Origin of the sequence: Sulfolobus sp. B1 (assembly GCF_007050195.1) — an archaeon.
GTDB lineage: Archaea > Thermoproteota > Thermoprotei_A > Sulfolobales > Sulfolobaceae > Saccharolobus.
Genome location: NZ_QIMI01000017.1, coordinates 1 through 20,367 on the forward strand (window position 1 = coordinate 1; position 20,367 = coordinate 20,367).

Annotated in this window: 17 protein-coding genes and 2 pseudogenes; 9 read left to right on the forward strand and 10 right to left on the reverse strand. The window is 34.0% G+C overall.

Annotation, left to right across the window (positions count from 1 at the left end; translation table 11 throughout):
• From DMP16_RS02355 to DMP16_RS02380, 6 genes are all read left to right on the forward strand, one after another.
• On the forward strand, positions 1 to 487 hold a 487-nt coding region (locus DMP16_RS02355), incomplete at its 5' end, for an enolase C-terminal domain-like protein (RefSeq protein ID WP_304948032.1).
• Position 488: 1 nt separating this feature from the next.
• On the forward strand, positions 489 to 1,373 hold the full coding sequence (locus tag DMP16_RS02360; RefSeq protein ID WP_069282720.1) for a bifunctional 2-dehydro-3-deoxy-phosphogluconate/2-dehydro-3-deoxy-6-phosphogalactonate aldolase: 885 nt from the start codon (positions 489 to 491) through the stop codon (positions 1,371 to 1,373).
• A 2-nt stretch (positions 1,374 to 1,375) separates the two neighbouring features.
• Positions 1,376 to 2,305 (forward strand): bifunctional 2-dehydro-3-deoxygluconokinase/2-dehydro-3-deoxygalactonokinase, encoded by a 930-nt coding sequence (kdgK, locus tag DMP16_RS02365; RefSeq protein ID WP_069282721.1) that lies wholly within the window; start codon positions 1,376 to 1,378, stop codon positions 2,303 to 2,305.
• Between the two features lie 46 nt (positions 2,306 to 2,351).
• Complete coding sequence (gene gapN, locus DMP16_RS02370) at positions 2,352 to 3,881, forward strand: NADP-dependent glyceraldehyde-3-phosphate dehydrogenase (protein WP_069282722.1); 1,530 nt, start codon at positions 2,352 to 2,354, stop codon at positions 3,879 to 3,881.
• A gap of 49 nt (positions 3,882 to 3,930) precedes the next feature.
• Positions 3,931 to 4,866, forward strand: a complete 936-nt coding sequence (locus DMP16_RS02375; protein ID WP_143576860.1) for a sodium:calcium antiporter — start codon at positions 3,931 to 3,933, stop codon at positions 4,864 to 4,866.
• Between the two features lie 199 nt (positions 4,867 to 5,065).
• The gene (locus DMP16_RS02380; RefSeq protein ID WP_069282723.1) at positions 5,066 to 6,814 is read left to right on the forward strand and encodes a molybdopterin-dependent oxidoreductase; all 1,749 of its coding nucleotides are present in this window, start codon (positions 5,066 to 5,068) and stop codon (positions 6,812 to 6,814) included.
• Between the two features lie 6 nt (positions 6,815 to 6,820).
• Here the strand turns inward: DMP16_RS02380 and DMP16_RS02385 are convergent.
• Positions 6,821 to 8,371: pseudogene (locus DMP16_RS02385) on the reverse strand (APC family permease).
• Positions 8,372 to 8,571: 200 nt separating this feature from the next.
• Between DMP16_RS02385 and DMP16_RS02390 the strand changes: the two are divergent.
• The gene (locus tag DMP16_RS02390; RefSeq protein WP_069282725.1) at positions 8,572 to 8,961 is read left to right on the forward strand and encodes a helix-turn-helix domain-containing protein; all 390 of its coding nucleotides are present in this window, start codon (positions 8,572 to 8,574) and stop codon (positions 8,959 to 8,961) included.
• Between the two features lie 24 nt (positions 8,962 to 8,985).
• Here the strand turns inward: DMP16_RS02390 and DMP16_RS02395 are convergent.
• Together DMP16_RS02395 and DMP16_RS02400 are read right to left on the reverse strand one after the other, a co-directional pair.
• Positions 8,986 to 10,158 (reverse strand): annotated as a pseudogene (locus DMP16_RS02395) (MFS transporter); the annotation flags it as partial.
• A 133-nt stretch (positions 10,159 to 10,291) separates the two neighbouring features.
• Complete coding sequence (locus DMP16_RS02400; RefSeq protein ID WP_069282735.1) at positions 10,292 to 11,500, reverse strand: hypothetical protein; 1,209 nt, start codon at positions 11,498 to 11,500, stop codon at positions 10,292 to 10,294.
• A 55-nt stretch (positions 11,501 to 11,555) separates the two neighbouring features.
• On the opposite strand from DMP16_RS02400, the gene DMP16_RS02405 reads away from it, so the two are divergent.
• Entirely contained in the window at positions 11,556 to 13,499 is a 1,944-nt protein-coding gene (locus DMP16_RS02405; RefSeq protein WP_143576861.1) for a protein kinase, read from the forward strand.
• Here DMP16_RS02405 and DMP16_RS02410 read toward each other — a convergent pair.
• The 7 genes from DMP16_RS02410 to DMP16_RS02440 form a co-directional block, all read right to left on the reverse strand.
• A complete protein-coding gene (locus DMP16_RS02410; protein ID WP_069282733.1) occupies positions 13,496 to 14,266 on the reverse strand; it encodes an ABC transporter permease in 771 nt (256 codons plus the stop codon). The two genes, DMP16_RS02405 and DMP16_RS02410, sit on opposite strands and share 4 nt — an antisense overlap.
• A complete protein-coding gene (locus DMP16_RS02415) occupies positions 14,263 to 15,228 on the reverse strand; it encodes an ATP-binding cassette domain-containing protein (protein ID WP_069282732.1) in 966 nt (321 codons plus the stop codon). The genes DMP16_RS02410 and DMP16_RS02415 overlap by 4 nt, the downstream gene beginning before the upstream one ends.
• Before the next feature lie 50 nt (positions 15,229 to 15,278).
• A complete protein-coding gene (locus DMP16_RS02420) occupies positions 15,279 to 15,671 on the reverse strand; it encodes a universal stress protein (protein ID WP_069282731.1) in 393 nt (130 codons plus the stop codon).
• A gap of 85 nt (positions 15,672 to 15,756) precedes the next feature.
• Positions 15,757 to 17,148, reverse strand: coding sequence for an APC family permease (locus DMP16_RS02425; protein ID WP_069282730.1), 1,392 nt, complete (start codon positions 17,146 to 17,148; stop codon positions 15,757 to 15,759).
• 193 nt (positions 17,149 to 17,341) lie between these two features.
• Positions 17,342 to 17,659, reverse strand: a complete 318-nt coding sequence (locus tag DMP16_RS02430) for a hypothetical protein (protein WP_069282729.1) — start codon at positions 17,657 to 17,659, stop codon at positions 17,342 to 17,344.
• A 37-nt stretch (positions 17,660 to 17,696) separates the two neighbouring features.
• A complete protein-coding gene (locus DMP16_RS02435) occupies positions 17,697 to 18,188 on the reverse strand; it encodes a DUF2299 domain-containing protein (RefSeq protein WP_069282728.1) in 492 nt (163 codons plus the stop codon).
• Positions 18,181 to 19,083 carry a glycolate dehydrogenase gene (locus DMP16_RS02440; RefSeq protein WP_069282727.1) on the reverse strand — a complete coding sequence of 301 codons (903 nt, stop codon included), beginning with the start codon at positions 19,081 to 19,083 and terminating at the stop codon, positions 18,181 to 18,183. The genes DMP16_RS02435 and DMP16_RS02440 overlap by 8 nt, the downstream gene beginning before the upstream one ends.
• Positions 19,084 to 19,116: 33 nt before the next feature.
• On the opposite strand from DMP16_RS02440, the gene DMP16_RS02445 reads away from it, so the two are divergent.
• Positions 19,117 to 20,367, forward strand: a 1,251-nt coding sequence (locus DMP16_RS02445; RefSeq protein WP_143576862.1) for an APC family permease, incomplete at its 3' end; no start/stop codon positions are given.

Here is a 20,367-nt window from a genome sequence, read left to right on the forward strand (position 1 = left end):
ACTAAAAAAATACAGAAAAAACACAAACCTAAAAATAGCACTAGGAGAAAGAATATTGAGTCTAAAGGAAGCGATGTTTTATATAAATGAAGGTGTAAATATTTTACAACCTGATATAACTAATATTGGTGGTGTTACGATAGCCAGTAAGGTGGTCAAATTAGCTGAGTCTAATGACGTGGAAATAGCTTTTCATAATGCATTTGGCTCAATTCAAAATGCAGTTTCCTTACAATTAAGTGCAGTTACACCTAACCTATATCTATTAGAGAACTTTTATGACTGGTTCCCCCAGTGGAAAAGAGATCTAGTATTTAACGGAACTCCAGTTGAAAATGGATATGTTAATGTTCCAAACAAACCTGGCATAGGCGTAAGCGTTAATGAAAAGTTAATAGAAGAACTAAGAGCAGAGCCTACTCCACTAGAAGTCAAAGAAGAACCCGTGTGGGTAGTCAAAGGAACGTGGAAGAGTTATGGTGTCTAAAATGGCAGAGATTGTCACTCCCATAATAACGCCTTTCACTAAGGATAATAAAGTTGATAAGGAAATATTGAAGTCTCACGCTGAAAATTTAGTGAGAAAAGGGATAGACGTGTTGTTCGTAAATGGTACTACTGGCTTAGGCCCATCTTTAACCCCAGAGGAGAAGTTGGAAAACTTAAAGGTAATCTATGATGTTACTGATAAGGTGATATTTCAAGTTGGTAGTTTAAATATTGATGATGCCATAAAGTTAGCGACACTAAGTAAGGATTATGATATCGTAGGCATAGCCTCCTATGCTCCTTATTATTATCCAAGACTACCAGAGAAGCATCTAATAAAATATTTCAAGACTCTATGTGAGAAGTCTCCTCATCCAGTGTATTTATATAATTACCCAGCCGCAACTGGAAAAGATATTGATGGTAAAATCGCTAAAGAGATCGGATGCATATCTGGAGTAAAGGATACTAATGATAACCTAATCCACTCACTAGATTATAAGAGATTTAATCCAAATATGATAGTGTATAATGGCTCAGATATGCTAATTGCTACGGCTATCTCCACAGGCTTAAATGGCAGTGTAACAGCTGCCTCTAATTATTTGCCAGAGGTCACATTAACTATTAAGAAACTGGCTAGCGAGAAGAGGATTGATGAGGCAATAAAAATCCAATTTGTTCTTGATGAGGTAGTTGAGATATCTAGAGCTTTTGGAAGTCTATCGGCAAATTATATTTTAACAAAGTATTTCCAAGGATACGATGTAGGTTATCCTAGACCTCCTATATTCCCATTAACCACCGAGGAAGAAAGTGAGCTAATTAGGAAAGTTTCAACGTTAAAAACTAAGCTTATAGAGCTGAAAGTGATAAAAGAATAACTATGGTTGATATAGTAACATTAGGAGAGCCTCTCATTCAATTCAATTCTTTTACTTTAGGTCCACTAAGGTTTGTAAATTATTTTGAGAAGCATGTAGCAGGCTCTGAATTAAACTTTTGCATTGCTGTTATAAGAAATCATTTAAGCTGTGGGCTAATAGCTAAAGTGGGTAATGATGAGTTTGGCAGGAATATTATAGAATATGCTAGATCACAAGGGGTTGATGTGTCACATATTAAGGTAGATGAGTCCTTTACTGGCATATACTTTGTCCAGAGAGGATATCCAATACCAACTAAAAGTGAATTGATTTACTATAGAAAGGGGAGTGCAGGTAGCAAACTTTCTCCCGATGATATAAATGAAGATTACGTAAAGTCAGCTTCCTTAGTTCATTCTAGCGGAATAACATTAGCTATTAGTGATAATTCGAGAGACGCAGTATTTAAGGCATTCGAGTTAGGAAAGAAAAGAAGTTTTGATACTAATATTAGGCTTAAGCTGTGGTCTGCAGATAAGGCTAAGGAAACTATTCTTGAGCTATTGAAGAAGTTTGATATAGAAGTTTTAATAACTGACCCTGACGATACTAAAATCCTCTTAGATATTAGGGACCCCGATGAAGCTTACAAGAAGTATAAGGAATTAGGTGTTAAGGTTTTATTATATAAACTAGGTTCTAAGGGTGCTATAGCCTTTAAAGACGATATAAAAGTGTTCAGAGAAGCATATAAAGTTCCAGTGGAAGATCCTACTGGTGCCGGGGATGCTATGGCCGGTACTTTTGTCTCACTTCACCTTAAAGGTAAAGATATAGAATATTCTCTTGAACATGGTATAGTGGCTTCAACCCTTGTAGTAACGGTTAGAGGGGATAACGAAATTACGCCGACAACTGAGGACGTAGAAAGATTTTTAAAAGAGTTTTAGATGTAAAGGTTAATGCTTAAATTTTTGTTTAGAAATAATTTAGAATATGGAAAAAACTTCTCTAGCGATAAAGTCTAAAGAGCTTAGCGATATATATGAAGTCAAGGATGGTATTCCTTATTTTAAGACCTATCTAGCTGGACAATGGATAGGTGGAGACGAATGGCAGGACGTTGTAAGTCCAATAGATTTGAATTTGATTGCTAAGGTACCTAAAATTAGTTGGAATCAAATAGATAATACGCTGGAAGTAATTTACAAGAAAGGAAAATGGAGCATAAGGGATACTCCAGGAGAGAAGAGGCTAAAAATCTTTGATAGAATGGCCTCGTTAATTGAAAAATTTAGAGATGATTTCGTGAATGCCTTAATGATTAATAATGGCAAAACCAGAGCTTCAGCAGATGGTGAAGTTAACGCTGCGATAGAGAGACTATCAAGAGCTGACCTTGATGTGAGAGAGACTAGAGGAGACTATGTACCGGGTGATTGGAGTTCTGAAACATTGGAAACAGAAGCAATAGTAAGGAGAGAGCCGATTGGTGTAGTTCTCTCTATAGTTCCTTTCAATTATCCATTATTTGATACTGTAAATAAGATAGTTTATACTACAGTTATAGGTAATGCTATACTGTTAAAGCCACCATCTTCAACGCCAATTCCCATGCTAATGTTAGGTAAAGTGATGGAGTTAGCTGGTTTTCCTAAAGACTCTTTTGCAATACTAACTGTACCTGGGAAAGAAATGAATAATATAGTTGCGGATAAAAGAATACAAGCTATTTCTTTGACTGGCAGCACTGAAACTGGCGAAGTGGTAATAAAAAATGCCGGTATTAAACAATTCATAATGGAATTAGGTGGAGGGGATCCAGCAATAGTTTTAAGTGATGCGGACCTAGCTTGGGCTGCTCAAAGAATAGTTAGTGGTATAATCAGTTATACAGGTCAAAGATGTGATTCGATAAAAATAGTCTTAGTGGAAGAAGAAGTTTACGATACTCTGAAGGACTTGTTAGTAAAGGAAATGGAAAAAACTGTCAGAGTAGGAGATCCTAGAGAACCCACTACTACTGTTGGACCAATAATAGATCCTAAAACGGCTGATGAGTGGGAAAATGGAATTAAAGATGCTGTGGAGAAAGGAGGTAAAATATTATTTGGAGGCAAAAGATTAGGACCAACTTATATTGAACCAGCCCTTATTGAGGTTCCAAAAGATTCATTAAAGAATATCTATTTATATAACAAAGAGGTCTTTGCTTCTGTAGCTCTTTTAATTAAAATAAAGAACATTGATGAGGCTATAGAGATCTCGAATTCGAGGAGATATGGTCTTGATGCAGCAATATTTGGCAAAGATATTAACAAGATAAGAAAATTGCAAAGATTCTTAGAGGTAGGAGCAATATATATTAACGATTACCCAAGACATGGAATAGGCTACTTCCCATTTGGAGGTAGAAAGGATTCCGGTATTGGAAGAGAAGGTATTGGTTATACTATTCAATACGTTACTGCGTATAAGTCAATAGTCTATAATTATAAGGGTAAAGGTATTTGGGAATATTTGTAATAATTAACCATGATAATTTATAAGATACGAAGCCTAATTTTTTATTAAGTTGTATGGGTTTTCCATACTTCAATTAATTATTTTGATGCTTTTAGTCGCTTTAGCCTCTGATCTAATGTCTAAAGGTACAATCGAACTCGAAAAGAGGTTCGGTAAAGGTATAACGGGCGGAGTAATTTTAGGCATCATCAATGCCTTGCCAGAAACCATTATTGTAACCGAGGCATTACTAAATGGTTTTTATGAGGTGGCATTAGGTTCAGCGTTGGGAGGTAACATATTGCTATTTACTTTAGGCCTTGGGGTAGTGTCAATTGTCTATTACATTAAATATAGATCGAAAGTTATACAGCTAGAGGGGGAAATAAATATAGAGTACTACTCACTAGTGGTTGCTACGTTAGTCTTATTAATTTCTATAATTTATGGGAAGCTTAACATATATTTATCATTATGTCTACTATTCATCTACGCATTTTATGTTTTCAAAAGATATAAAAATTATTCCAGTAGACGAGATTCGTTTTCAAAAAATAATGTAAAGAGAGGTATAATATATTTACTAATAGGCGGATTTTTACTAATTTTTATTACGAAATATTTCATAATATCAGTAATTAATACTGCTGAGATATTAGGGGTTCCAACATTTTTAATAACAGTACTTCTAACACCTCTTGCAGGAGAGCTTGGGGAAAACCTAATTGCGGTAAAGTTAATTTCAAGCTCACCTTCAGATGCAACAACTGCCATAATCAACTTCATGGGTAGTAAGCTGGAAAACATGACGCTTTTGCTGAGCATTATTGGGATTAGTCAAACCATCAGTTTACGTTCTTCCGTATTGGAATTAATAATGATTTTATTCGCAACGATAATTTTCCTTGGAATATTGAAAGATAGAAATATTAAAATAAATGAGGGCATATCATTATTTCTCATATATACTATTTTAATCGCAATATTGATAAAATTTTCAGCTTAAAGGAATTTCTTCACATTTCAGATACGGTCGCTTTCTTCATTCAAGGATGCATAATATGTTTTTTAGATATATATTTTTTCATCCTTATGCAAAAGAATGTAATTATCGTAAGCTCTTATCTCATTTAGGAGGGACGCATTATATAGAAAAATAAGTACATGAGCTATACTTAAATATTAATTTAAATATCATATACGTAATGGTTCATGCTTGTACGAGAGACTGCTATGATACTTGCATATTTGATGATAGTCATAAACCTCTGGATATTTTTCCTTTTCAAGGATTCACGTGTTCTAGGGGAATTGCAGATTTGAAAAGAAATGATAAAAACAGAATAACCTCAGCTTTGATTGAGGGTAAAGAAGTTAGTATAGATGAAGCTATTGATTACGTGGTAAAAGAGATAAGAAAAAGAAGGAGAGATCAAATAGTTCATGTAGAATACGATGGTAATCAAGGACTTCTAACATGGTACTTTCCAGCTAGGCTCTGGAATGTAATGCAGACTGCGTCAATTGATTATTCAATATGCAGCGCCGAGGGGCATGAAGCAATAAAATCACATTACGGGAACTCAGTTGGCGCTTTGCCGGAAGATTTCGTTAAGTTCAATTCCTTTGTGATTTGGGGAAGTGAAACAGTATTTAGTTTTATCCATGGTTGGAGTCTAATCAAGGATAAGTATAAAATCGTAATAGATGTTAGGATGAGTGAGACTGCAAAGAGAAGTGAGGAGCATTATATAGTAAGACCAGGGTCTGATGTATACTTAGCTGTAGGTATAATTAAGGCACTATTCATAAGGGGGTTAGCTGATACTTCTCTCTTAGACTACCCAGAAAAACTAAAGGAGTATGTCAATAGTTTCGATGACGAAGAAATAATTCAAAGAACTGGTCTAAGTAGGGAAAGTATAGAACATCTTGCAGAGTTTTACTATAATAAAAAGCCTTTAACGATTATAGGTTTTGCTTTAGGTAGGTCTTTAAATGGTGGAGATGCGATCTCGATGATATCTTTAATACCAGCTTTATTAGGTATGAGAAACGGTTTTTATTATGCAAACTCTCAAGGTTTAGGGATAAATTTCAAATATTTAAGGGGGTTACATAAATACTCCCCATCTAGAATAGTTAAGATGGCTGAGGTAGGAAAAGAAATAGAGGAGGAGAAAATAAGTTTTATGTTTGTATGGAACTCGAATCCCCTTCACTCCTTACCAATGTCTGATAGGATTTATGAAGCAGTTGAAGAGGGTAAATTATTTCTGGTTGTCCATGATCCCTTTTGGTCTGAGACAGCTAAAATAGCAAACGTAGTTTTACCTGCTCCTACTTATTTAGAGAAGGAAGACGTAGTTTATAGTTATTGGCATAACTATCTAGTATATAATAGGCCAATGTTCCCTAAGAGAGGCATATCTGAAGTTGAGCTCATGAGGAAATTAGCTAAAAAGCTAGAAATATATGATGATCTAGTATATGAAAATGAGTTTAAGGCTATAGAATATGCGACAGGAGTTGATATAAACGAATTAAAAGCTAAGGGATATGTTAAGCTCTCTGTCAAGTACCCTAATAGTAAGATAAGGGTAGAGCCTTTGCCAGATAAGGATAAATTAGTAATTCCTAAAGATTATGTAATAGTTTTTTCGTCCCATCCAAATTATACAAATAGTCAGTTTAAGGAAACTTACGGAGATAAGCAGTGTTTAATCTATAACTCAGAAGTAGAGGGCGAGGGCTATATAATAAGCAAGTATGGTAGAGTAAAAGTTAAGTTTAAGGTAGATAGTTCATTACCTAAAGGATTACTATTCACTTTTAAGTCAAATTTAATAGGAATTGATGGAGTTCCGTTAAACTCTATTATAGGTGACAGATTTGGAAAATTTGGAAATACTCCAATAATTAATTCAGATGGTATAAAAATTTATAAAAAATAATAATCTTTATTCTGGTGGAATTTCCTTAAAAGCTAAACTTATATCAATACCCTTTCTCTTATTACTTATTTTTGCAATGTGATAAATTAGGAAGCTTACAATTAAGGTTCATATTACGAAACTTGTAGTTATTAAATTAGGAGTATTGTTGGCTTGCATAAATCCAAAATCTGGATTTGTAGCAGCTATGTACGTTAAATACGCGAAGTATCCTGCAGATACGATTCCAGCTATTGTTAATAAATGGTTTCTATCCTTATATCCCACTTTAACGCCTGCTACACTGACGATAAGGAAGTACAAACTTCCAAGTATGGTAGCTCCATATAAAGCTAAGGCTGCAGATAACGAGAACACTGGAATTAACAATAACCCAAGAGTTAAGCCTAAGTCTAGTACATGGGCAAAAACTGGAGACCCGTTTTTATTAACATTACTAAACTTTTCCGGTAAGACTCTGTCAAAAGATAAGGCGAATACGTATCTAGAAAATACTATTACTCCATATGCTAAAATGTAAATATTCCAAGCAATTAATCCTAAACCAATTATCCATTGCAATATTGGATTTGATGCTACTGCTATGGAAGCTGTCCAGAAGTTATAAATGACAGTTGGATATGCTTGTAGGTTAAAACTATATCCACCTACTACGTCCATTTCTAAGAAAGCTCCTGTCACGAGTAGTCCGGTCATTATTAACGCTATGGGTAGGTTCCACTTTAATACCTTTTTACCTTTGAATTCTGCTGATACTGCGGGTCCTGCCTGCATCCATGGATAGGTATATAGAGCGAAGAACGGTAAAAGGAAGAGCGTAGCTGTTATTGAGATAGATGGAGGTAAGAAAGATTGCTTAGTTGACGGTATACTAACGTTTAAGTTATTAGCTGATATAAAGGTGGATATTTTAGAGTAAAAGTCTCCGGCATTAACACCTAATACTATCATAGCTAACACAAGGCTAAATATTGAAAATATTCCTAGAACTGTTACTATATGATATCCCCATTTTGCTTTGAAAATATTCATCAGTATTATTATTATAAAAACTAGTGCTGATATTCCGTATATTATTAAGTTTTGAGTAAGAGTTGGTGTAGTTACGTAAGGATTAACTATTACGTTGTTGGCTATGTATAGGAGCGAGGTGGAATGCTGATACTCTCCGATAACTGTTAATACTGTGTTTATCGCTGAAGAAGTGAAGAATGCTATTAAGGCGAAGTATGCAGTTGATTCTATCATTAGTGCCATAGCCATAGCTGACCCTAGTCCTCCATTTAAGTTTCTTGAAATCCATACGTAATCTCCTCCAGTTCTAGGCACTTTGGTATTCAAGTAAACATAAACTATCAACTGGGGAATTGCGAATAGAAAACCTATTAATGACGCTAGCCACAATACTCCACCGGGTTGAATATACGGGGATATGGATTCAAAGAGGGCAACCCCAGCCGACATATTCCCTATGTTTAAAGCTACTGCATCTAACGTTGATACATTCTTTACTAACCCAGAGGTTTCTCTTACAAATACAGTTGATCTTCCACTCACGACTATTCTTTTGATAGCGAGTATTTAAATTTACTTGTGTATAGCAAAGTATAATCGTAGTTTGGGCTATTGTTTTTACTTAAATAAGTAAATAACCAGTTGTTAATAAATGTTATGCTCAAACTTACCAATAGCCGTAAGATTCTAAAGAATTGGTTTTAAGAGGAGGAATTATATATTAGTTTTGAGTTAGAAACATAATGGATAATGAAAAAAGAGTTCGCATAATTGGTAGTATAATCTTATTACATTTAATTATATTCACATTAAAGTACCATAAAGTTAGTGGAACATCGTGTCCATATGCTTGGGTTTTACCTATTTTATTTGTTAATGATGATAATTACGATATACTAAATTCAAAATGCAGATATAATGTAGTGAAACTCTTAGAGTTATTAGTAAAAAACGGTGGACAAGTTAAGATAGAAACACTTGCATCTGAACTTAATGTTAGCAGGAAGGTCGTAAAAAATTACATTCTAAAATTGGAAAAGAACGGTCTAGTAAAAAGGTTGGATAGAGAAACTTGTGCTATAACTGAATTAGGTGAAAGGGTTTTAAATGATATAAAGTCAAAAGGGTTTTAGAGTATATATTTATTTTTGTTCTTCCCTAGTTGGATATACCTCAGATGGTATTACAAAAGTAGTAGTATTAGGGCCAAAGTCTATAAAGAAGAACGAAAAGGCGTATATTAAGAAAGCTATTTCTGCCGGTACTAGTAATCCAGTGACTTTAGTCCCGCTTACGACTAGCATGAGAGCTACAATCGTGTAGATTACACTCATTAGTATAAACCCTTGAACTTGTATTAGCTTCCTTCCCAATCTATCCATCAAAGCTACTGCTGTAAAATACCCAAAAAACCCGACCATGTATGGTAGTCCTTGTTCTAAAATAAGATTAGGCAAAGAAGATGGCTTACCTAATATTAACTGAGTTATTGTACCTGAGTAAATTCCAGTGCCATAAAACGCTATATCTAATATAAACCATGGAATTGCAGTACCGATTAAAGTGATCCAGTATTTAGAGATAAACTCTTTAACCGATAAGGGCTTCGATACTACAGTTTTGTTATTTTCTATTTTTGCACCTAAGAATTCTGCAGCCTTCTTAGCGTTTTCCGCATCTCCTTTAGCCAGTAAAGAATATCTAGGAGTTTCAGGTGTTTTCCTCCTCAGATATATTACTGTCAAAGCTGGAATTGCACCTATACCAGCCATAATTCTCCAAGACAGATCTAACGGAAAAGCCAACGTGGCTCCTATTCCAACTGCCACAGCTGCTAACGAACCCAATCCTTGATTAGCGAAAACCAAGGCAACTAATTTTCCTCTGTCTTTAACGTTAGCGTACTCACTCATTATTGTTGCAGAAATTGGATAATCTCCTCCTATTCCTAATCCCATTATAGACCGAAATGCAATTAGCCAATATATATTAGGAGCTAATGCCGATAACAAAGCACCTATAGCCATTAATGTCGCTTCTACTCCGTATATCGCCTTCCTCCCTAAAATATCGCCCAAAAAACCAAATACCAATTGACCTATGATCGCAGTAATTAAAGCCGAGGAAGCCAACAAACCAGTTGTAAAGTCATTTAATGGAAAATTAGGACTATTTAAGTATTTAAAAACATCTAAAATTGCACTAATTATGAAAAGATCGTAAGCATCAGTAAAAAACCCCATACCGGATGTGTACCAAACCTTTATGTGGTTAAAGGAAAGCTTTATGGAATCTAAAGAAGCAAAGGGATTTTGGTAATTTTTGCCCATTTCTAATTCCTCGAGTTCATGTATGTTGCACAGAATTATATACTTAACCTATAGACTAAATATAGACTATTGTCAACTATATATTTTATATAGTTACCTTGCATGCTTAAACTTTTGTAATTATGGTATAGAGTTAGCTACTCCTATTTAATCTCATCAATAGGAGAGCTACTATTACCAATATAGACGATATAAGTAAAGAGTATATTAGAGCTAAAGAATTTATGTTGAATCCCAAATTTCTTGATAAAAGGACATAGTTTGATGGTTTACTAATGTAAAAGAAAGTATAGCCGTCAATGAAAATGCTTGATGTGTCAATCACGTCAAATTTTCCTTTAAGTAAATATATACCTTTGTGTGTAAAGTAGTTGATTAGACCTATTCTAGGTATATTATTTATAATAATGAAAGTTAAAGTTAAGTTCGAATTCAGAGGATCTATAGGAAATATTGTTATTGTATCATTTTGTATAACACTACCGTATGTTGTATTGAAGATAACCAAGCTATAGTTTGGAGTATATAATGAGCCTAAAACGCTAAATGGAGTTTCTACTCCTTCATTAGTTATTACAAAATATCCTAGCTTCTTAACATAAGGATAAACATAATATCCGCTTTTATTATAAGTATAAATTGTAATTCCATTATCATATATCATTGATAATTGAGCTACCGGAACTCCATTAATCCCCTTAATTATCTCTACCACGTAACTTGTGGAGTTATAAATTGTAACCGGCACGTATGTATAATTAAATGGAAATATGGCATAAGTTGGTTTATCAAATTGAGGTAAATTATAGCTCAAAAAACCCTTCACGCTAATATTCTTAATAATAAAATTATGTAAGTTGATAAGTTGCAAAGGAAAGGATTCACTTTCACCAGGTAAAATGGTCTCGTTTATTGAAATTACTGCAGGAACGTTAGCTACGATAATTGTAATCCTTAACTGATTTAGATAGGGAATCGGTAACATTAAACTTATACCATTTGTTTCAAATCCAGACCATATTACGTATTTGCCTTGCAAAACTACTGCAAATATGTTAGGTAAATTTGTATTTATTGACAAAGTCCAATTATTCGAAAAGTATGATAAATTTAAAAATCCAGTAAACGTAGTAGTGAAATTTGATGATATTAACTCACTTTGAACTATAGACCTATTTTCAAGAGAGTAAGAGAGGAATATTTTAGAATCTCTAATATAGTATTGTACATAATTTATGTTAAACGTATACGTATTAGAGTTAGCATGCGATATATTAAAATCACTAATAACCGAAATTAGAAAGAATAACAAAACTATAACAACAAATTCCTTAGCATTCATTGCTGATTAGTATAGGCTAAACTAATTTTAAACCTTATCACAATATACTTATCTCATGAAAACAAGTAACGTATTAAGGTATATAACGGGATTTTTAGGATTCCCTAGCTTGATATATGCTATAATATTAATTCTTCAACGAGGTTTAACCTTTCCTCCTAAGCTAATAATTATAGCGGACTTAGGTCTCTTATTCTTTAGCCTCTTGGCTCTAACATATACTTTTACCCAGAAGATACTCATAGAAAAACCTTTTGCTATATTCTTTGCTATAATATTAGTTTATCTAACATTTTATTCATTCTTGCCTATTCAGAATAAGATATTCCTATTAATGGGAGCAATCATAGAAACCCAATTAGCTTCAAGGAGAGGTATAGGAGGCACAATCTATACAATTTTAGACGTATTCATGATGTCGTATTTCGTGTATAACTATCTCCTTTCTTCATCTCTTTTATCGCTGTTAGGGGTTGGATTAACATCATTATCAATTGTCTTAGCTAATAGAGATAGAGGAATAAGACTAATATCTTACGTAACTTTTCCTCTTTCAATCCCATTACTAGTTTTTAGCCTAAGTAGCATACTATTATCATACCCCTTAGGCTTAAATATAGTTGGATTAGCAGTGGGTGTACTATTACTATTATCAGCGATTTTTCCTATTAGGAGTAAGAAAGCTAAGCTAGATCCTTCAATTTTAGTTAAAGATCCTCAAAGATTTAAACAAAATCTGTGTAAAGAAATTAATAAAAGCGATTGTAACAAGTCAATAGAACTTTATAAAAATTATATGATATACATACCGCAAAAATGCATTGAAAAAGTGATTCAATGTTGCGTATTTCAAAATGATATAAACACTTTCCGCCTCATAATTGGGAGTCCCTCTAACGTCCAAATCATCGAAAAATATATTGATAGACTCACTCCAGAAATGTTATATGAATTAGCAATCCAAACTAATAAAGAAAGTTTATTAGAATTAGCATGTAAGAAAGGTTTTTCAAGGGCGTGCTCTAATGAACATAATAGACCTTTGGACATTAATAATTGGGATGAAAAAGTATGGTTAAATAAAGAAATACATGGATATAAGGTTATAGAAATTATGGGTATTGGAGGAACTAGCTACGTCCTAAAGGGGGAGAGAGAAGGAAAATTATTTGCGTTAAAAATACCATTGCCCAAATATCTAAACAACATCGTTGATATAGTAGGAGAATCTTCTAAACTCATTGAATTATCTAGCAAATCACTTAACATTGTAAGGCTATTTGCCATTTATGCTGATCAAAATGATATTAAATCTATATTATCTGGCGATTATGAATATTATGTAACCAGACCACCACTTCTTGTGGTAGAACTCATGGAGGGTGGGTCTATAGATAGTTTAATAAGAAATCCTAACTTGATAAAGGATATATATTGGAAAAAGCTAGTGATCTTAGTATCTGCAAAGATGGCTGAAGCGTTAGAAATTGTACATTCAGAAGGTTACGTTCATTGTGATGTAAAACCACAAAATATATTGTTCAGTGAAAAGCTCCCCTCAGATTTAAAATCTGCTTATGAAAGAATAAGGGGAAATAACATATTAGTAAAATTAGCTGATTTAGGCTCTGCAGTAAGGGCTGGACAAAAACCGTTTAGTTATACTCCTGCTTATACTCCCTTCGACCTAATTAAAGCTTCAGTACATGGTGGTGTATCTCCTACAGTAGATGTATACTCTCTTGGCGCAACAATATATAAGTTGCTCACTTTAAGTTCTTTAAATAGTCCAGAGATGATAAAAGCTATGGAAAAATATGAGTTAAATAAGGATGAGAATCTCTTAGACTACAAATTATATGACATTAGGAGATTAAATATATTAAAAAGATACATAGATAGTGATATAGCTAACTTCATAATAACAATGGTTGATCCGGATCCTTCTAAAAGACCTACTAGCAAGGAGGTAAAAGAATTCTTTTACTCTAAAGCTTAATCCACAGTTAAGTACTTTTCTATAACTAAAGATCCTATTATCAGCATTATTATTCCAAACGCTACTAGGTATAACAAATATAATGGATTAGGCGGATCTCCGAATAGTAACGCATCTCTGCCTAATTCTGCTGCATAGGTTAAAGGATTGCCATTACTTATTGTTTTTAGCCAAGAGGGAAAGAATGCCTCTGGAAATAATGCAGTACTTGAAAACATTAAAGGTAGATTCAATAAGTTCGACACTACACCAGGCGCCTGCCAATCTGAGGTATTAGCGGTAATAATTCCGTAAAGTGAAGAGAATCCTATACCAAGGAATACTAAGCCTATTAACCACTCTACGAGTCCTATCCAATCTATATTATATGCTACACCTAATGCTAGACTCGCTATTATCATTATTGGAACTTGTATTAGCCCTCTAGTCATACCTCCTAACACTTTAGCATAGAATATAGCCGACTTCCTTGTTGGTGTTATTAAGATCCTCCTTAAATACCCCAGCCTTTTATCTTGAATTAGACTCATTGAGCTGAATGAACCTACCATCATCATTGATACTGATAACTCCCCCGGCACTATGAAGGCTATGTAATCATTAGTGTGAAAGAAGGTTTGTAAAAACTCTTTAGGTACTTGTGAAAAGCTACTACCGAAGAATACTATCCACATTATTGGCTGAGCCAATATCATTATCCACATGTATCTACTTCTAAAGAACCTTTTCATCTCTCTCTCATAGAGAGCTATAACCTTATCTATCATCTTCTAGCCCTCCTTATTGTCATATAAAATCTTCTAGCATCAAACTCTCCTTCATCTATTGTAGTTCCAGTTAAGGATAGGAATACAGTATCTAAACTAGTCTTATATAATCTTATCGATTTTAGTTTAACGTCAGATATTTCTCTAATAACTTCTGGTAAAACATTTTCAGCATTTTTTGTCCTAATCCTAAGCTTACCGTTGTTTGCTATCACCTCTCCAAATTTCTGTATTTTACTAAGGTTGATAGTTGTTCCTTCATATTCTATCTCGATGATGTCTGAACCATATTTTTCCTTTAGGTCATTAGGACTCCCTATAGCTATGATTTTTCCCTTATTGATTATAGCTATTCTCTCACAAAGAGAATCAGCCTCTTCCATATAATGAGTAGTAAGTAAAACACTAACTTGAAAGTCCTTATTTATTTGCCTTATTATATCCCACAACGCCTTCCTAGTTGAGACATCTAAACCGATTGTTGGCTCATCCATAAAGATGACTTCCGGAGAATTAAGTAAAGCCAAAGATATCTCCAATTTTTTTCTCATGCCAGTTGAGAATTTACCTACCTGTTTATCCTTAAATTCATAAATACCAAAGTATTTTAATAATTCAGATGCCCTATCTTTCCAATCTTTTAAACCCTCTAATTTAGCCTGTAACTCTAAATTCTCCCATGCTGTTAAGTCATCATCCACTATGACTTCTGCTGCTATCCAACCTATTCTCTTCTTTACCTCTACTGGTTCCCTGACCACATCGAACCCAGCTACGATAGCCTTACCAGATGTAGGTTTGGTTAGCCCAGTAAGAATTTTTATCGTAGTGGTCTTTCCAGCACCATTAGGTCCTAAAAGCCCAAATACTTCTCCCCTCCTCACTTCAAAATTAATGTGATCCAATGCGATAATATCCCCATAATTCTTAGTTAAATCTTGAACAAGTATCGCAAAATCCATGAACATAAGATATATCTTTAAATTAAAAAGATTTTCGATTTCGATATCGATTACTTTACCACTAAGACTGGAACATTAGCTTTAGAAACAAGCTCACTCGACACACTTCCCAATATCGCTTTTTTAATACCCGTAAGACCTCTACTTCCAGAAACTATTAAATCACAACCAATATTATTGCAATATTGAATTAATGCTTCTGCTACCTCATTACTTTCGAGTATTTTAGAAACTACTCTATATCCTTCTAACTCCTTAATTACTTCGTTTTGCATCTCTGAAGCCTTCTTCTCACTTTCAATTATTACTTGTTCTGGACTTTTAGGTGCTTCTTTGATTACTGTAACTAGATGTATTTCGTCATCAGATTTAATTAATCTTATAACAAAAAACAACGCCTTTTTCGATCTATCTGATCCATCAAACGCTACTACAACTTTCACATTGTTAATATATAACTAATAGATTTTTAAATATAACTCTCAACAATATTAAAAAGTTTAAAATATAGACGTAGAGGAATAGAAATTACCTACTAACAACTTTTTTAAGATACTCATCTATAGTAATAACTTTATTGTTCTCATCAACTACCAACGATCCAGGATTACCCTTGCTAGCCTTTAAGGCATACCACACTACAGTTAAAACTCCAAATGACGCAAGGGAAAAGATTTGAACCATATCCATTGATAATATTGACTGAATGTCTCCCCATGAATTAATAAGAGTAGCTATTACTGGGATTATTACATATCCTAATTTCAAGTTACCTATTCTCCAGTAGAAAATAGGTGCACCAAATCCATCAAATATTCTTCCTAATAACCACAATATTCCCTCAACAGCAGCTATCTCATTAAGAGCACTCTGAAAACCTAAAAGATTTATTGAAACGATAGTTATTACACCGGTCGCAACACCGGCTATGACGGTTGCGAATAAGGGCTCTCCTTTTTGATTCAACCTTCTAAAAATAGACGGTGCTGCATTCTCTCTAGCTAAGTTATATAATATTCTTGCTGAGCCCACTGTAGTGCCTATATTAGATGAAAGAAGACTATTTATAGATAAGATTAGTGAAATAAACAAGGCTATACTACCATATCTTATCATTTCTACAAATAATGGTTGAGGAGTACTAGTTATATTAGTTAGGGCTCCAGACCATAATGCGATTATACCATAAGTTCCTAGAAACATTGAAGCCCCACCTATTATCAACGCAAGCCACATACCTTTCGTTACATTTTTATGAGGGTCTTTCGTCTCCTCTCCTAAGTAAGTTGAAGCTCCTGCACCCGATATACTTACTGTGGTTAAAACGAATGCTGTGGCTAAGTCTCCGGGGCTTCTAAACTTTGGCAAGAAGTAGTCTAGATGAAATCCATTGGATAACGACAGTAGAAATAATACTATCAGTAATATAGCTTCAGCTGTAGCACTAATAGTCACAATATATCCTAGTAATTTTCTAATGTCTATCAGCGAGGCAATAGTCGGATATATTACTGCTAAAAATAGGGATAGGTATAAAACCCAAGTAGGAATATGAATATTCAGTAAATTAGACGTGACCGATAATATTGAATATATTGCTATAACATTTACCGCATTAAGTAATATATAAGCTACTGCTTCAGTTAATGCTTCGAGAAATGCAAACTTTTTACTTCTCCAAGCCCCATAATTGAAAGTATAATAACCTCCCGCTGACGCAATCTTTCTAGTGTACATTGATAACGTATAAATCCATAGAGCACTAGCAACTAGAGACAAGAAGGTAGTGAATACCACTGAAGAACCTGCATAGGCAATAGCTGCAGTAGTAGTTGAGACAACACTACCGAGCGGTGCTGTTACAGCCATAGCTTGAGCATAATTCTCCTTAAAAGACAACGCTGCCTTCTTGAGGTCCATATAACTTCCCTTTAAGCTTTTCTGTCCTAAAAGTTTAAAAAACTTTCCTAAATTAAGGTGAGGAGTTTCATAAAAGCTTAAAAGATGTTCCCTTAAAAAATATTAAATTAAGCTTATAGGAATAAAAGAAAGATATTATTATTCAAGGGATAATGCAGAACATCTATCAAAAGTACATCATTTTAAACAAAAACTATTTATTTAATTTAGCAATAAGCTCAATATTTTTCTTTAAATCTTCGAATCGTATTTTCATTTCAGGTGGCATAGGTTTCTTAGGAACTATTGAATTTACAATCTCTAGAGCCTTAAGGCTTTTTTCAATCGCTAACTTTTCGTTCTTATAAGAATCATAATATGCTTCCCTTAGCAACCTTAATGCCTCTCTCCACTTTTTTACATCTTCCTCAGTTAATATACCTTCCTTAACGTGATACATTACTATATCACTATCAACTAATGGTGCTTCATTATCTATAATCTTCCATAAAATGCTCTTAAGCTCACTCATACGTAGTAAGTTCATATTAAAAATAGAATAAAAATTTTTACGTGTATCTTAACGAAGTACTCTGTTGTGATTCATAAGGACCGAATTTTTGAGCAAACTTTAGCATAATACTTACTCCCGCATTTCTAACGTTTAATAAAGTTTTTATGAATTCATTTGCTGTCAAATTTTCCACAAACAAAGGTCTTGATATCTGTATAGCATTAGGCACTTCTTGATTGGGTGGTATTGCTACGAAGTCTACACCATATCTTAAAGCCTCTAATTGGAGATCTATTAAAAACTTTATTCTCTCCTCTTTTTTCATAGACATCAATGAGGATATATGAGTAGGATGTATTGCTATTCCCATAGCTATCACATAAAATTTTGAATTCTCGTTAATTCTTATTACGCTTAGGGCCGGTCCACCTTGAGGGGGAGCAACCAAAACGTGAAAATATTCTTTAGCTTGCGGAGGCCTATTGACGGATAAGCCTAATTCCTTTATCCACTCTTCTACCTGTTTATCAGCAGATTTATCAAACATAATCTTCTCTCCTCACTTCATTATCTCCGACACCGCTATCTATATATTTTTTCACATTCATACAAGCGATCGTCATAGCTCTTTTCATTACTTCATCATTTCCATAAGCTCCAGCAGTATGTAAAGTCCCTGTAAAATTATCTAACTCCCAAAGCTTAGTATTGAAGAAATCTTCCTTTCCGTTCTTTCTCCAAAACACATCAGTACCAAATCTGACATCAGGTCTTTCCCTCAAAAGTTTATAAATTCCCTCCTCATCTACTGTTTCTCCTCTTCCTACGTTGACTATTATCGTTTTTGGTTTAACGTTCTTTAGTAATTCATAGTTAAGTAAACTTTTAGTTTGCTTATTTAGTGGCAACGTATCAACTATTATATCAGCTTCATTAATCTTTTGCCTTAACATCGAAATAGTATGTTTCTCGTCAAACCATTCAGGCTTCTTAAACGACCTCGATATTCCTACTACGTAATTTCTGAAAGCTGACTTCCCAATTCTAGCAACTTCTGAGCCTATACCACCTCCACCTAATATTAATAACGTTTTACCGGTAACTTCATAAACAATAGTCCTCTTTTTAGTCCCTACACCTTTAGCTAATGCTAATATTAACCCCCATGTATGTTCAGCTACCGATAATGCGTAAGCTCCAGCATTAGAAAACACTTTAACGTTTTGAGGAAGTATAGAAAAATCTAAGTCATCCACGCCAGCTGAAAAAGTCTGTATTACCTTTATATTAGGCATCTTGCTTATTAAGTCTTTATTTACTCTACTAGGCCACGTCAATAATATCTCTGCCTCCCTAAAATCATTATCAGTCAAGTTTTCGTCTTTAACATTAATTACCTTCTTACACTCTTCCGGAACTTTCTCCGTTGATATGATCCTCATAATTTTTTATATTACCTAAAGATTATTAGCTTAATGGTTGAAAAAAGTGAGGAAAAAGACAAGGAATTGAAGAGAGTTATTAGATTTAGAGAATTGTTCTTCATATCGTTTGGAGGTCAAGGGCCATTAATCTCGTTATTAACTTTTGGCACTGTTATGATCTTTTATGCCGGGTTACTATCAACATTTGCCATGATTGGAGCAACGATAGTTGTTTTAATGAACGGTCTCGTTATTTACTTCTTATCTAAGAGATTTACAAGATCGGGTGGGTATTATACTTATGCCTTTCATGGTTTAACGGAAAAACTAGGACTTTCTACTGGTTGGAACTATATAATTTACGCTTTTGCATACGGTGGCACATTACTTGCTGGAAGTGCTTACATAATATACTTGATGACTGGATTTAGTCCTTTCTACATATCTGTTATTATTGTTATACTAGCCTCAATAATCTTCATGTCTGGAGTCAAAATATCGTCAAAATATGCTATAGGATCTGGAATCGTAGAAATGATAGGAATAGTGTTACTCTCTGTTTTCTTTCTTTATCTATCGAACTTTCATTTTTACTTACCAATCTTTAGCGAAAAAGATATTACAACTAAATTCATTGAAGGTATACTATTTGGTTTAGGTATTCCAACTGGCTATGGTTCGATAACTCCTCTATCCGGTGAGGTAAAGTATGCACAAAAAACTGTTGGTGAGGTTGCAATTTCTGTAATTCTTGTAGGAGGTCTACTATCATCTTTCTTCTTCTATGCTTTAGCCTCGCTAAATTTTACTGGAAATCTTGTTCAATTTCTACTATCTACCTTAAACCTGCCAGAAAGAATAGGAATACTCGTTGTAGCAATAAATGATGGTATGCTAGGAGGAATGGCATATATGTTAGCTTCTTCACGAGTAATCTACGCAATGTCTAAAGATGAACTTTTACCTAAATTCTTCTCTAAAGTCAACAAGGAAAGACCTATATACTCTGAAGCTTTATCCACGGTATTTTTCATTATAGGACTTACCCTATCCAGTTACTTATTAGGCTTATATGGTACTTTTCAAGCATTGGGCGCTCTTGCCGGACTCTTCAACATTTTTATACATATGTCAGCTAACTTTTCACTTTTTAGAATATCCTTAAAGAGATTCATTAAGCGAGTAGGTGAAATAGTGGTGAGCATTTTAGCTATATTAATCTCAGCTTATATATTTCTCTATTCCTTACCGAGTGTAGAAAAGTATGTAGCATACATATTCTTTGGGTGGATAATTTTAGGA